The organism is Kitasatospora sp. NPDC092039 (assembly GCF_044756065.1).
Classification (GTDB): Bacteria; Actinomycetota; Actinomycetes; order Streptomycetales; family Streptomycetaceae; genus Kitasatospora.
The window spans coordinates 85878-99178 of record NZ_JBIVSD010000003.1; the positions used below are offsets into that span (position 1 = coordinate 85878).

Below are 13301 nucleotides of genomic sequence, written 5' to 3' on the forward strand. Positions count from 1 at the left end.
TACCCCCCTGGGGAGAGGGGGGTGCGGTCCTCGTCAGTCTACCGAGCAGGGGTGCTCCGACCGGCGCTTTCCATATGGTGAGATGGTGGTTTCAGCACGTGAACGGCGGTGCGGGCGGCTCCGCCGTCAGGTCTGCGGGGGATCCGGTACGGCTCCGAAGAATCGGCGGATCGGGGTGCGGCGATCCGATCGGATTTCTTTTCCGGCCGGGCCGCTGAGGCATTCGTCACAATCCGTGGACGCCGTCGCGGAATACCGCCCACGGCTTCCTGAACAGCCCCGCGCCCGGACGGGCCGCGCGCCCGACGGGACTACCGCCCGAGGCCCAGCTCGGCCGCCATCAGGTCGCCCGCCTGCTGCTCCAGCTGCTCGTCGGTGAGCCCGTCGTCGTCGGTGTCCGCGCCGTCCGGCACCGCGCCGATCGGGCTGTCCAGCCGGACGTGGGCGATCAGCGACTGCAGGGCCCGCAGCACCGCCGTGCAGGTCGTGCCCCAGTTGGAGAGGTACGAGAACTGCCACCACCACAGCGCCTCGCTGACCCGGCCCTCGCGGTAGTGGGTCAGGCCGTGCTGGAGCTCGCCGACCACGCCGGCCAGGTCGTCCGAGATCCGGAAGGCGTTGGGCTTCTCCGGCGGGCCGTACGGGTCGAAGACCTCGTGGTAGACGTCGATCGGCGCGAGCAGCTCGGCGAGGCGCTCGCGCAGCTGCTCGCCGTCCGGCTCGGGACCGGCGTCCGGCTCGAACCGGTCCTCCGGGACGACGTCCTCGATCGCGCCCAGCCGGCCGCCGGCCAGCAGCAGCTGCGAGACCTCCAGGAGCAGCAGCGAGACCGCGCTGCCGGGCTCGTCGCCCTTGGCGACCTCGGTGACGGCGAGCACGAAGCTCTCCACCGAGTCGGCGATCTGCACGGCGAAGTCGTCCGGCTCCGAGCCGTGGCCGTGGGTGTGCGGGGCGTGTGCCCCCGGGGCCCCGTGGGACTGCTGGTGGGGGGTGTGGGGCTGCTGGTTGATCGTCCGGTCAGACATCGAGCAGTCGTCTCCCTTCGAAGGCGCGGCCGAGGGTGACCTCGTCCGCGTACTCCAGATCCCCGCCGACGGGCAGGCCGCTCGCCAGACGGGTCACCTTCAGGCCCATCGGCTTGCAGAGCCGGGCCAGGTAGGTGGCGGTCGCCTCCCCCTCCAGGTTGGGGTCGGTGGCCAGGATCAGCTCGGTGACCGTGCCGTCCGCGAGGCGCGCCAGCAGCTCGCGGATCCGCAGGTCGTCCGGGCCGACGCCCTCGATGGGGCTGATCGCGCCGCCCAGCACGTGGTAGCGGCCGCGGAACTCACGGGTGCGCTCGATGGCGACGACGTCCTTGGACTCCTCGACCACGCAGATGACGGCGAGGTCGCGGCGCGGGTCCAGGCAGACCCGGCACTGCTCGGCCTCCGCGACGTTGCCGCAGACCACGCAGAAGCGGACCTTGTCCTTGACCTCCAGCAGGGCGTGCGCCAGCCGGCGCACGTCGGTCGGGTCGGCCTGCAGCACGTGGAAGGCGATCCGCTGGGCGCTCTTGGGCCCGACGCCGGGCAGCCTGCCCAGTTCGTCGATCAGGTCCTGAACCACGCCCTCGTACAACGTCGCGCCTTCCTTCGGATGGTCGGTGGTGCCGGTGGCCGGTCGGGCCGGGGTGGCCGGTCGGGCCGGTGGCCGGTCGTGCTGAGCGGCCGGTGGCACCGGACGGCCGGTGGTGTTCCGGTGCCATCATCCAACGAATCGGGCGTCGGACACAGCGCCCGACGCCCGACTCCCACATAAATCACATGGGTCTGTCGTCTGAACTTCAGACCTTCTGCGCCGGGAAGCCCGCCGTCAGAACGGCAGACCGGGGATGCCGCCGCCCAGGCCCTGGGTCAGCGGGCCCATCCGCTCGGCCTGCATCTTCTGCGCGGTCTGGTTGGCGTCCCGGACGGCCGCCAGGATCAGGTCGGCCAGGGTCTCGGTGTCCTCCGGGTCCACGGCCGCCGGGGCGATGGTCAGCGCCACCAGCTCACCGGCACCGGTCACCGTCGCCTCGACCAGGCCGCCGCCCGCCGTCCCGTTCACCTTCGTGTCGGCCAGCTCCTGCTGGGCCTTCGCGAACTCCTGCTGCATCTTCTGCGCCTGCTTCATCAGCTGCTGCATGTTGGGCTGGCCACCACCGGGGAACACGGCTGTCTCCTTGCTGTCACGGCTGTCGTGCGGTGCTTCGTCCGTCACCGCCGAGCCTACGTGCTGCCCGCCACTCCGGGCCCCGGAGCGGGGCCCGGTTCAGGGTCGCCTCAGGGGCCCGTCGTTCCGGGGGACGGGGGCGCGGGTCAGGAACCCTGGTGGTGGATCTCCTCCAGCACCGTCGCGCCCAGCTCGCGGATGATCAGCTCCTGGCCGGAGAACACGTCCTCCTTGAGGTCCGGGTCGTCCTCCTCCGGGATGTCGTCCTCCGGCGCCACCGACCGCACCGGAGGGGCCGGCGCCACCACCGGCGGCGGGGCCTGCACCGGCGCGGACCGCACCGGCGGGGCCTGGACGGGCGCGGGCGCCGCCTGGACCGGCGGAGCCTGGACGGGGGCCGGGGCGGGGGCGGGCATCGGCGGCGCGGCGGCCGCCGGACGCGCCGGGGCTCCCCAGCCCCCGCCGCCCTGGGCCGCACCGCCCGGAGCGCCACCACCCGGAGCGCCACCACCCGGGCCGGCGGTGCCGCCGGACGGGTCGACGATGCACTCGATCCGCCAGTCCACGCCCAGCGCGTCGGCCAGCGCGGCGCGCAGCACGTCGTCGCTGTTGCTGCCGACGAAGCTGTCCCGGGCGCCGGCGTTGATGAAGGACACCTGGAGCACGCTGCCGTCGAACCCGGCCACCTGACCGTTCTGGCTGAGCAGGATCCAGGTGAAGCGGCGGCGGTTCTTCACCGCCTCCAGGATCTGCGGCCACAGCTGCCGCACCTGCGCGGCACCCTGCTGCGCGGACGCCGACGGCTGCCCGCCGGGGGCCGCCGGAGCGGGGGCGGGGGCCGGTGGGGGGGTCGGTGCCGGGACGGGGGCCGCCTGCGGCTGCGCCGCGGGAGGCGCGGCGGGGGCACCACCTGCGGGGGCACCACCGGCGGGCGGGAAGCTGCGCGGGATCGGCCAGGCACCCGGCGCCGGCGCGGCCGGTCCGGCGGGCGCGGCAGCGGGCGGCGGGGCCTGCACGGGCTGCGCAACCGGTACGGGAGCGGGGGCCACCGGCGCTTCGGCCGCCGGAGCCGCCCCGGCCGGGGCGGCCGCCGCCGGGGCCACCGGGGCCGCCATCGGCATCCCCCCGGGGACGGCCATCGGCGCGGCGAACCCGCCCGCGGACGCCCGCCGCTCCAGCTTGTCCAGCCGCGCCTGCAACGACAGCTCGTCGCTGTACGCGCCCGGCAGCATCACCCGGGCGCAGATCAGCTCCAGCTGCAGCCGGGGCGCCGCGTTGCCGCGCATCTCGGTCAGCCCGGTGTTGACGATGTCGGCGGCCCGGCTCAGCTCGGCCGCGCCGAACGCGTCCGCCTGCGCCTGCATCACCGCGACCCGGTCGGCCGGGGCGTCGATCAGCCCCTTCTCCCCCGCGTCCGGAACGGTGGCCAGGATCACCAGGTCGCGCAGCCGCTCCAGCAGGTCGGTGACGAAGCGGCGCGGGTCGTGCCCGCCCTCGACCACCCGGTCGACGGCCTGGAACACCGTCGCCCCGTCGTGCGCGGCGAAGGCGTCCACCACCTCGTCCAGCAGCGCGGAGTCGGTGTACCCGAGCAGCGCCGTGGCCATCTGGTACGTGACGCCGCCCTCGCCGGCCCCGGCCAGCAGCTGGTCCATCACCGACATCGAGTCACGCACCGACCCGGCGCCCGCCCGCACCACCAGCGGGAACACGGCGTCCTCGACCTGGATCCCCTCCCGGCCGCACACCTCCGCCAGGTAGTCGCGCAGCGTGCCGGGCGGGACCAGCCGGAACGGGTAGTGGTGCGTCCGGGACCGGATCGTCCCGATCACCTTCTCCGGCTCGGTGGTCGCGAAGATGAACTTGAGGTGCTCCGGCGGCTCCTCCACCACCTTGAGCAGCGCGTTGAAGCCGGCCGAGGTCACCATGTGCGCCTCGTCCAGGATGAAGATCTTGTACCGGCTGTGCACCGGCGCGAAGAACGCCCGCTCGCGCAGCTCGCGCGCGTCGTCCACACCACCGTGCGAGGCGGCGTCGATCTCGATCACGTCGATCGACCCGGGCCCGCCGGTCGCGAGGTCACGGCAGGACTGGCACTCCCCGCAGGGCGTCGGCGTCGGCCCCTGCTCGCAGTTGAGGCAACGGGCCAGGATGCGCGCGCTCGTCGTCTTGCCACAGCCGCGCGGCCCGCTGAACAGGTACGCGTGGTTGACCCTGTTGTTGCGCAGGGCCTGCTGGAGCGGAGCGGTCACGTGCTCCTGCCCGATGACCTCCGCGAAGGTCTCGGGGCGGTAGCGGCGGTACAGGGCTAGGGACACACCCCCGACGATATCGGGACGGACCGACAAACGCGTCGCCCCTCGCTCCCACCGGGCCCCGGGAACGCGAAGACCCCTCGTGCACCCGTCAGAGCCCTCCTACCCTTGCTGCCTTCCGGCCCTGGGGGGGGTTCAGAGAGATAACGCCACACGAGGGGCTGACACCCACACTACCGGATCCCCGCCCCGAGGATCCACAGGCACCCCCGCCCTCCCGCCTGCGGGATCGGTGGTCGCGAGCACCCCGAAACATGTACTAAGCTCTCCCACGGAGGATTCGCCTAGAGGCCTAGGGCGCACGCTTGGAAAGCGTGTTGGGGGCAACCCCTCACGAGTTCGAATCTCGTATCCTCCGCCTCGCCCACCAGGGCAAACGAGGGCCCCGACCGCTCAGCGGTCGGGGCCCTCGTCGTTGCGTGGTCTCAGTTCTGGTCTCATTTCGGCTTTGGGCGACCCAGAGGCCCCTCGGCGCGGCCCCAAGGACGGCTGCGGGGCTTGGTGTAGGTCCGCGGGGAGGCTACCGCGACCGTAGGCGGCCCTTTCGTGGCGGCGATGGAGGCAGCCTTCTGGTGGTGCTGAAGGGCGGCTTCGAAGCGGCGGCCGTCGATCGCCGCCCACATGGCGGACGACATGAAGGAGGCCGCGCAGGCGTACAAAGCCGCGCGGATGCGCTGGGACGCGGTGCCGTGCTCTTGGAGGGCGAGGGCTTCATCTGCGAGTTGTACGGCCCTGGTCTCGATGCTGACCCGGCCGCCGTGGCGGTGGTCGCTGGCGATGACCTCGGCGAAGCGCGCTTCCAGCCGCTGGATGTCGGCGGTGCCGATCCGGCGTGGTGCGGCGTCGGCCACGCCGTGGGCGATGACTGCGACGGCGGTCCCGCCGGCGGCCGTTATGAAGTCGCGTCGCCTCACGTCTGCCTCCGGTGTGGTGCGGGCCCGGCCTGTGGGGAGGAAGCCGAGCTGTTCGGGCGTGCAGTCGAATACTGCACCGAGCGCTACCCGGATCTTCCCTGGGGGCCACCGGGTCACGCCGGTCAGCCAGTTGTGCACCGTGCGCTCTGATACGGTGCCCGGCTTCCCGGTGAGGGTCCTGATCTCGGCGTTCACCTCGCGCGCCAACTCAGCCTTGGTCATGCGGCGTTCGGCCATTCTGCGGCGGAGAGCGACATTGGCCACCATGCGGTCAACGTAGCCGTGTTGTCACCTGCTGTGCAGGGCTTCGGGTAATGAGATCGTCAAGTTTTCCGGTTGGCGGCAGACCTTCCGGCAGTGAACTTTGCCTCACCACGGTGGAGTTGGGAGTCATTCACTGGATGAGCGCCGCCGGACACCCCCTCGGTGGCGGCCTCTCCTCCTGCCCTCACCTCTGGAGTTCGCCATGCCCTTCTCCTCCAGTTGTTCCGGACGAGCCCCGGCCACCGAGCTGCCCCACCGGGGCGGGCGAGCGTGACGGGAGCGGTCGCCGTGCTGGAGCCCCCGGTGGCGCTCGCCGAGCTGAGCACAGATCTGCCCTACGAGCCTGGCTCGGCCTCGCGGGCCCGGCAGCTGGTTCAGGCGGCGCTGACCGGCTGGGGCTTGGGCGACCTGGTCGACGACGCCGTGCTGGTGGTCTCGGAGCTGGTCACCAACGCCGCGAAGACCGGCTGTCGCTTGGAGATGACGCTCCGGATCATCCGCCTGACGGCGGCCTCGGTGCGGATCTCGGTGACTGACGGCTGCCGGGTCCTGCCGGTGCGGATCGAGGCAGACGACGGCGACGTGTCCGGTCGCGGTGTCGACCTCGTCCACAAGCTCACCCGGGGCCAATGGGGCGCCGTCCCTGAGCCGTTCGGCAAGACCGTCCACGCCGACCTGCGACTTGGGAGGAAGCCGTGACGGGCCAGCACCGGGGTCAGGCCCGCGACCCGATCGCGACCGTGCTGCAGGCGGTCTGGATGACCGGCCATCTCGTCGTCCTCGGCCTGCTCGGCGCCGTGGCCGACCACCAGCTCACCGGCGGCCCCCAGCCCGAGATCGCAGCCTCAGCACCCGATGCCGAACCGCCGACATCGTCCCTCTGATGCGAAGGAGCCCGCACGATGCAGACCTTGGCCCGCTACCGGCGCCGCATCGCCCGCCGTCCGGAGGCGTACGTCGTCCAGCCGGACGGCTTCTGCAACCTCAACTGCACCTACTGCTACCTCCCCGACGGCGGCCGCCGCACGCCGATGCCGGTCGAGGTCGCCGAGGCCGTCGCCCGCTCGGTCGCCGAGCTGGTGGGCCCCGCCGCCCCGAAGCCGGTCGAGATCATCTGGCACGCCGGTGAGCCGCTGGTGATCGGCCGCCGGCGCTTCGCCGAGCTGCTGGCACCCTTCGAGCCGCTGCGGCGGGCCGGACTGGTCGAGCACTCGGTGCAGACCAACGCCGTCCTGCTCAACCCCGCCTGGTGCGAGTTCCTGACCGAGTACGGGTTCCGGGTCAGGGTGAGCATCGACGGCCCGGCTGCACTCAACCGGCAGCGCGTCGACTGGGCCGGGCGGCCCGCGTTCGACCGGATCATGAAGGGCATCGGCTGCCTGCGCGAGCACGGCGTGCGGTTCGCGGTGATCGCGGTCGTCAGCGCGGAGAGCATCGGCAACCCCGAGGGGCTGCTGGGCTTCATGGCCGGCCTCGGCTGCTACAGCGTCGGCCTGAACATGGAGGAGACGGAGGGCGTCAACACCGACCGCCTGGTACCCACCGTCGAACAGGCCCGCGAGTTCTGGCGCCGCACCATCGCCTGGTCCCGGCAGCACAAGGAATTGACTGTCCGTGAGGTCGACCGCCTCGGCGGCTATCTGCGGGCAGCCCGCGCCGGTGGCTCGGCGGTCCCGGACGGAATGCTGATCGACCCCATACCGACCGTCTCCTCCGCCGGAGACGTCGTCCTGCTCTCGCCCGAGCTCGCCGGGATCAAAGACCCGGCCTACGAGGACTTCCGGGCCGGCAACGTCATGGAGCTGAGCATCGGCTCCATGCTGGACCGCGCGCACGACCTGCGTTACGTGCGCGAGTTCCTGACCGGCCTGGACGAGTGCGAGGCCACCTGCGAGTTCTTCGGCTTCTGCCGAGGGGCCCAGGCCGGCAATCGCTACTTCGAGAACGGCCGCCTGGACACCACCGAGACGAACTACTGCCGCGTGTCCAGGCAGGCCCTCATCACCGCACTGTCCGATACCGTCCGAGAGGAACAAGCAGCATGACCCTGCTCGAACTGCTGGCCACCACCGACGCCCCGGTGGTCGCCGACCTCACCACCGGCACCCTGACCGGCCCCGCGGTCGCCAAGTTCGACAACCGACCGACCTGGGACAACCCCGGACCGGCGTTCGACAACCGGCCGACCTGGGACAACAAGAACAGCAAGTAGCGCCACCTGAACCACCCGGGCCCGCACCCACGGTGCGGGCCCGGCCCCGAACCGAGAGAGCGGAGCAAGACCGTGGACAGCACCTTCGGCCGCGTCACCGTGACCCTGCCCAGTCTGAACGAGCCCGGCCTCTACCTGTCCAACGTCCAAACGCTCGACTCCGCGCGGGGCATCGTCCAGGACTTCCAGTACGGCGACGCCGACCCGCGGGACCTGGACCTCACCGACACCAGCCTCATCACCGGCCGCGTCACCGGACTGCGGGCCGACCGCGCCCAGCTCGACAAGGTCCGCCTCGACTCGATCGAGTTCGACTCCTGCGACCTCGGCTCCGCCCGCATCAGCGACGCCAAGCTCTCCCGTGTCGTCTTCCGCAACTGCAAGATCATGGGTGCCAACCTCGCAGGCGTGACCCTGGACAACGTGCTGTTCGAGAGCTGCAAGCTCGACTACAGCACCTTCGAGCAGGTCCGGGCCACCGGCCCGCTGGCCTTCTCCAAGTGCGTCCTGAACGAGGCGACGTTCACCGGCAGCGACCTCAGCCGGGCCGTCCTCGACGCCTGCAACCTGCGGCTGACTGACTTCGGCCGAGGCAAGTACCAGGACCTCGACCTGCGCGGAAGCGACCTAAGCAGCATCCGGGGAGCCGCCCACCTCGGCAAGGTCATCATCGACCGGACCCAGCAGGCCGAACTCGCCGAAGCCCTGATCGCGGAGCTGGACGTGACCTTCGCAGACACCCTCGACGACCGCCGGTGAGACCAACCGGGAGGAGCCCGGAATGAACCTCGCCATCGCCCACACCGACCCCGCCGCCCTCATCGAGCGGTGCGAGGTCACCGGCGTCCGCATAGCCAGCGGCGAACCGGAGTACGAAGACGGGGCCATCCTGCCCGCCGGCCCCTGGCGCCCCCTGACCACCGAGCTGGCCGCGAGCCTCAAGCCGACCACCGGCACCTCCGACAGCACACTGGTGGAGCTGATCAAGCTCCCCGACGGCCCGCCACCGACCAGCCTGGCCGCCCTCGCCGACCCGCTCGGCGACCCGGACGCCGTGCACCTCGGCCAGGCCGCCAGCCCCGCCAAAGCCCTCACCACCACCCCCAACTACAAGGACGGCCGCCGCATCGGCCTGCACCTCGACAACTGCGACAAGCTCGACTACCAGACCAAGCACACTGGCCGCCGACGCCTGTGCATCAACCTCGGCCCGGGCACCCGCTACCTCCTGCTCGGCGCCCTCGACATCCAGACGATCTGCCGCACCATCCACCACGACCGGTCAACCGCTACCCGCACACCGACGACCTGCGCGCCTACATCGCTGGCGGCCACCAGATCGGCGTCTACCGCATCCGCTTGGAGCCCGGCGAGGGCTACATCGCCCCCACCGAACTCCTGCCTCACGACGGCTCCACCGAGGGCCAGCCGCAGCCGTCCACCGCCACCTTCTGGCTCGGCCACTGGCCACGCGGAGTACTCCCGGCCGTAGCCTGACGTGCCCAGTCAGGTGCAGCAGATCCCCGTGCGGTGCCACCTCCCAGGGGCTGTGCTTTTCGCGGCGCCTTACCAAACGCCGCCGGGTCAGCCGAGTAGTTCGGTGACTAGTTGGTCCAGCTCCTCGGCATCGGTGGAGCTCAGGAGGAAGTCGCGCAGGGTACGGCGGATCTGAATGTAGCTCTTGCCGTCCTCGAACTGCAGCTCCGCGATTCTTTGAGCCTCGGCTTCGCCGATCGCCGCGATTCGTGCGTGTTTGGCGTCAGCCGGGTCGAAGTCCGGGATGGGCAGCTCCCATACAGCCATGTCGATGTCTCGCTCGTCCTTACCGTAGGACATGAGTGGACGTACAGCTTCTGTCGTATACGGCGAGTTAAGAACAGCCAGTAGATACATGCCCTCCTGGCGAGTGGTGACGGTGCTCCAGTACAACTTGTGCTCAATGACGGCATTTGGATCGTCCACCAATGCCGCCGTGATGTGCATGCCAGAAGCTCCGTACACCACCCGCAGGGGTGCACCGGGGAGCTGCTCAGTCAGTTTCTTTCGGAAGTTGAGCTGTTCGGTCAGAGAGAGCCGGTCGCTGGAGCGGTTGGCGTCCCAGAGCCGTTCAGCGTCACGCCACCATGCCGCTAGGTCCGGATATCGATCGAGATGGTCATGCTCGCCGTGCATGAGGGTATTCGTCCCCTCGATGGGCAGAATGACCTTATCTGCACCCATAACCCGGTAGGGGACAACGTGTTCGCCGAGCAGGATGGGCCAGATGAACTGCTTCTCAACGGACCCTTCCCGATCGGGGAGCTGCTTCCAGGGCTTCTTCTCCAAAGTGCTCCGCTGGGACCGGACTGACACTCGGCCACTTCCGAGACCAAGGGGGTTGACGGCCTGTTCCTCGACGAAGAAGAGGACCTTGGGGAAGACGGTTGCCCCGTTCATGAAGCGAGCTCGGTACGGCGAGCTGATCAGTCCTTCTTTCGGGTAGCGCAGTTCACCTGACTTCCGGGCAATCCAACCCTTGGCATTTTCCCAGTGAGCGGCGCTCTTGAAGATTTTCCCGGTCCAAATTTCGGTCTGCCTGGGTAGCGCGACGGCTCCGTTGCCCAGTTGCCCGATGGCAACGGGCAGGCGGCGGCCGAACACAACAGCAGCGGCGCGGGGAAAGAAATGCGGTCGCAGCCGGCGCAGGTCCCAGGAGCCAGTGAATTTTACCTTGACGGGGTGCTCAGGGTCAGCCCATTCTCCACTTCGGAACCCAGTCCAGTAGGGGCGATCCAGAACCGGGTTGGGTACGACGAAGGCAAAGGTGCCGTCCTCGCGCAGATACTGTTGAACTGCGCGGGCAATGAACAAGCCGGAAAGGTCCTGGTGGGTGGCGACCTCGAAGCCACTCCACAGGCCACGAGCCTGCATCATTTCCTTGAATTTCACCTGCATGTCGGCTGGCATGTGGCGATATGAGAGCCAGGGTGGATTGCCAATAAGAACGTCTACCCGGTTTTCGGCGCGCGACAACCACATAGGGCGGGCAAGGTTACGGACATAGTAGGACCAGATGTGATTTCGGTCCTCGTCGACCAAATTGCACAGGACGCGAAAGGCCTCTGTCAGTTCGTCTCGGTCGTCCTTGCTGGAGACCCCGTGTCGATTGAAGAGGCTAACGAGGGAGGGCAGCTTGCTCTTATCCCGGTGCGGGTCGGCTGCCTTGTCGGCGAGTTCGTTGACGATTGCGTCGAATCGGCTGGCATCCTGCAGCAGGTTTTCGGGGAATCGCAGGTCATTGGCAAAGAGCTGGTTGCCCGTACCGGTCTGGATGACGAGATGACCATGGTCGATGAGGTCAGTGCGCTGGTCCCATTGAACGCTGTCGCCCAAGTAGACGGGAACGCTTATCGGACCGCGTTCATCGGAGGTGAGTGTTTCTCTGCCAATGGCAAGAAGGTAAGTGACGCGGGCCAGGGCTACAGCAACGGGGTGCAGATCGATGCCGACAACATGGTCGTGCAGGCCGTCCAGTGCTTCATGCAAGGGCAACCCGCTGTCCTGTGCGGCAGTGAGATAGCGTCGGACGCAGTGGAAGAGGAACGTGCCAGAGCCGCACGACGGATCCATGACCCGCTGATTCAATGGATCAGAGACGGCCTCGGCCACCGTGGCTGCTGCCAGCCAGTCCGGGGTGTAGTACTCCCCCTGCTTCTTGCGGGTCTCTGCGGCAATCACCGACTCATACAGCACCTTCAGCACGTCGTGTTCGACCTTCGACCAGTCGAAGCCGGCGAGGCGCCGAGAGAGGTCTTCGATAAATCCCTTGCCGCCTTCGGTCTCCAGCGGCCAGCCGAAGAAATCCGACTCGACCACACCCGAAATCCTCGCCTGCGTGAACAGCTGGCCGTAGACCAGTGAGGCTGGAGCGGTCTCCTTCACGTCAATGCCCATCACTGCATGAGCAATGATCGCGGCAGTGTTCACGAGGAGCGTGTGCTCGATGAACAGGTCATCGCTGGCCTCGAACTGGGCGCCCAACGCGCTGCGGAGCAGACGCGCCCATAGATCGCGTTTCAGCTGGACGGTCGGCAGATGCTTGTTCTCCTCGTACAGCGCGACCAGGACCGCTTTGTCGATGGAGTGGGCGACACTGTCCGCTCCCAGGCGGGCGGCGATGGCATCTGGCGTGGGTGCTGCACCTTCGGACGTCGCCAGAACACCTTCGAGCCAGCGGACCAAGTTCAGAGCGTTGCCGCTGCGCTCCCGGGTATCGAAGCGGTTCACCTCGTTCAGGTCATCGTTGACCAGCGCGTAAGCACGCCAGTCGGCACCGTCCGTGAGGATGCCGACGTGCCGTCGTTCCCGCTGCTCTGTCCTGGCTCGCACGTACTTCGCGAGTTGCTCGACCGCGTCCTTGCGGATCTTCGGACGGCTGATGTCCTTCTTGACCTCGATGACGGTCGCGCCCATCTCAATATCGATGCGATGGCCAGTCCCGTCACCCACCTGCGCTTCGAGCACGGGAGTCAGGAGGTCCTGCTCGCCGAGGTTGAGGTCTGCGTCCAGGAGGAACTGGCGAATATCGGCCTGCAGTGTCGCCTCAGCGCGGACAGCCTTGCGCTCGATGACCCGCTTGAACACGGTTTCGAGCGCGGTAGGCGTAGGAGGGGCGGAGAGCATCACGGCGAGAGCTCCAAGAGCATCAAGGTGTACAGACGGGCAAGGGGACTGCTGGTCCCGTTGGCCATTGTGGGGCAGGAAGTAGGTGTCGGCACAGTCCTTGCCTGGAGAAGAGGTGGTCAACCGACATCTGCCACGCTGGCGGCGCACCGCCGCGCGGGCCCGTTCGATCCGGCGCATGGCCGCCTCGTCGATCTCGTTCAGGGTCGGCCGCACCATGGGAAAGCTGTGGAAGCGCCGACCCGGCAACCATCCGTTCCACTACTGCGAGGTTGAGTGCTGATTCCGCTTGCTGCCCCGGATGTGGTGCGCCTGTTCTCAGCTGGCAGCTCGTACGACTGCGGCCAAGGCATGACGGCCACAGTGACGGCACTGTCCGAGGCGACGCTGCCTCTCCCTTCAAGCAAGATCGCGGCCCGCGACCCGTTCATCGCGTCGATGCCTCCGACGGAACCCCGCTCGGCGACCTGCTGCTGGCCGAGGACTACGAGCTCCTGACGAACAGCCCTGTTCGGCGAGGAGAACTCCATGGTGCACACGCCAATCGTTCTAGCGCTTTCGCGCCCCGCGCCGCACGAGCGGCAGACGATTCGCGGCCTTGGCCGCACTGGCAGCGGTACTGGCGGGCCGCCTGACCGCGCCCGCGTACGCCGCCGACCTGGTCGTCCGGGCCGGCCTGGTGGCCGACGACCGAACGGTGACGGCCGGTCCGCTGTGTACGCCGCCGACTCGGCGGACGTGAAC

At 69.0% G+C, this 13301-nt stretch carries 13 protein-coding genes, 1 tRNA gene and 1 other RNA gene; 8 read left to right on the top strand and 7 right to left on the bottom strand.

Annotated elements, in window-relative coordinates:
* Window positions 1–311: 311 nt before the first annotated feature.
* From ACIQI7_RS06665 to ffs, 5 genes are all read right to left on the bottom strand, one after another.
* Window positions 312–1025, bottom strand: coding sequence for a DUF5063 domain-containing protein (locus ACIQI7_RS06665; RefSeq protein WP_401105807.1), 714 nt, complete (start codon window positions 1023–1025; stop codon window positions 312–314).
* The gene (gene recR, locus ACIQI7_RS06670) at window positions 1018–1617 is read right to left on the bottom strand and encodes a recombination mediator RecR (RefSeq protein ID WP_355259448.1); all 600 of its coding nucleotides are present in this window, start codon (window positions 1615–1617) and stop codon (window positions 1018–1020) included. The genes ACIQI7_RS06665 and recR overlap by 8 nt, the downstream gene beginning before the upstream one ends.
* A 234-nt stretch (window positions 1618–1851) precedes the next feature.
* The gene (locus ACIQI7_RS06675; protein WP_387753174.1) at window positions 1852–2190 is read right to left on the bottom strand and encodes a YbaB/EbfC family nucleoid-associated protein; all 339 of its coding nucleotides are present in this window, start codon (window positions 2188–2190) and stop codon (window positions 1852–1854) included.
* A gap of 146 nt (window positions 2191–2336) precedes the next feature.
* Window positions 2337–4508: a DNA polymerase III subunit gamma and tau gene (locus ACIQI7_RS06680; RefSeq protein ID WP_401105810.1), complete on the bottom strand. Its 2172-nt coding sequence runs from the start codon at window positions 4506–4508 to the stop codon at window positions 2337–2339.
* Window positions 4509–4573: 65 nt separating this feature from the next.
* An RNA gene (gene ffs, locus ACIQI7_RS06685) (signal recognition particle sRNA small type) lies at window positions 4574–4671 on the bottom strand.
* Window positions 4672–4778: 107 nt separating this feature from the next.
* Between ffs and ACIQI7_RS06690 the strand changes: the two genes are divergently transcribed.
* Window positions 4779–4863, top strand: a tRNA-Ser gene (locus tag ACIQI7_RS06690).
* Between the two features lie 79 nt (window positions 4864–4942).
* On the opposite strand, the gene ACIQI7_RS06695 is transcribed toward ACIQI7_RS06690, so the two are convergent.
* Entirely contained in the window at window positions 4943–5686 is a 744-nt protein-coding gene (locus tag ACIQI7_RS06695) for a helix-turn-helix domain-containing protein (RefSeq protein ID WP_401105813.1), read from the bottom strand.
* Window positions 5687–5953: 267 nt separating this feature from the next.
* On the opposite strand from ACIQI7_RS06695, the gene ACIQI7_RS06700 reads away from it, so the two are divergent.
* From ACIQI7_RS06700 to ACIQI7_RS06725, 6 genes are all read left to right on the top strand, one after another.
* Complete coding sequence (locus tag ACIQI7_RS06700; RefSeq protein ID WP_401105815.1) at window positions 5954–6382, top strand: ATP-binding protein; 429 nt, start codon at window positions 5954–5956, stop codon at window positions 6380–6382.
* A complete protein-coding gene (locus ACIQI7_RS06705) occupies window positions 6379–6567 on the top strand; it encodes a hypothetical protein (RefSeq protein ID WP_401105816.1) in 189 nt (62 codons plus the stop codon). The genes ACIQI7_RS06700 and ACIQI7_RS06705 overlap by 4 nt, the downstream gene beginning before the upstream one ends.
* 18 nt (window positions 6568–6585) lie before the next feature.
* On the top strand, window positions 6586–7728 hold the full coding sequence (amcB, locus tag ACIQI7_RS06710) for a cyclophane-forming radical SAM peptide maturase AmcB (RefSeq protein ID WP_401105818.1): 1143 nt from the start codon (window positions 6586–6588) through the stop codon (window positions 7726–7728).
* Entirely contained in the window at window positions 7725–7895 is a 171-nt protein-coding gene (gene amcA, locus ACIQI7_RS06715; RefSeq protein ID WP_401105820.1) for a multiple cyclophane-containing RiPP AmcA, read from the top strand. The genes amcB and amcA overlap by 4 nt, the downstream gene beginning before the upstream one ends.
* A gap of 72 nt (window positions 7896–7967) precedes the next feature.
* Window positions 7968–8654, top strand: coding sequence for a pentapeptide repeat-containing protein (locus ACIQI7_RS06720; RefSeq protein ID WP_401105822.1), 687 nt, complete (start codon window positions 7968–7970; stop codon window positions 8652–8654).
* A 22-nt stretch (window positions 8655–8676) separates the two neighbouring features.
* Window positions 8677–9387: a hypothetical protein gene (locus ACIQI7_RS06725; protein WP_401105824.1), complete on the top strand. Its 711-nt coding sequence runs from the start codon at window positions 8677–8679 to the stop codon at window positions 9385–9387.
* A gap of 92 nt (window positions 9388–9479) precedes the next feature.
* Here ACIQI7_RS06725 and ACIQI7_RS06730 read toward each other — a convergent pair whose 3' ends face one another.
* On the bottom strand, window positions 9480–12776 hold the full coding sequence (locus ACIQI7_RS06730) for an N-6 DNA methylase (RefSeq protein ID WP_401105826.1): 3297 nt from the start codon (window positions 12774–12776) through the stop codon (window positions 9480–9482).
* Window positions 12777–13155: 379 nt separating this feature from the next.
* Between ACIQI7_RS06730 and ACIQI7_RS06735 the strand changes: the two genes are divergently transcribed.
* Complete coding sequence (locus tag ACIQI7_RS06735) at window positions 13156–13299, top strand: hypothetical protein (RefSeq protein ID WP_401105828.1); 144 nt, start codon at window positions 13156–13158, stop codon at window positions 13297–13299.
* Window positions 13300–13301: the final 2 nt, after the last annotated feature.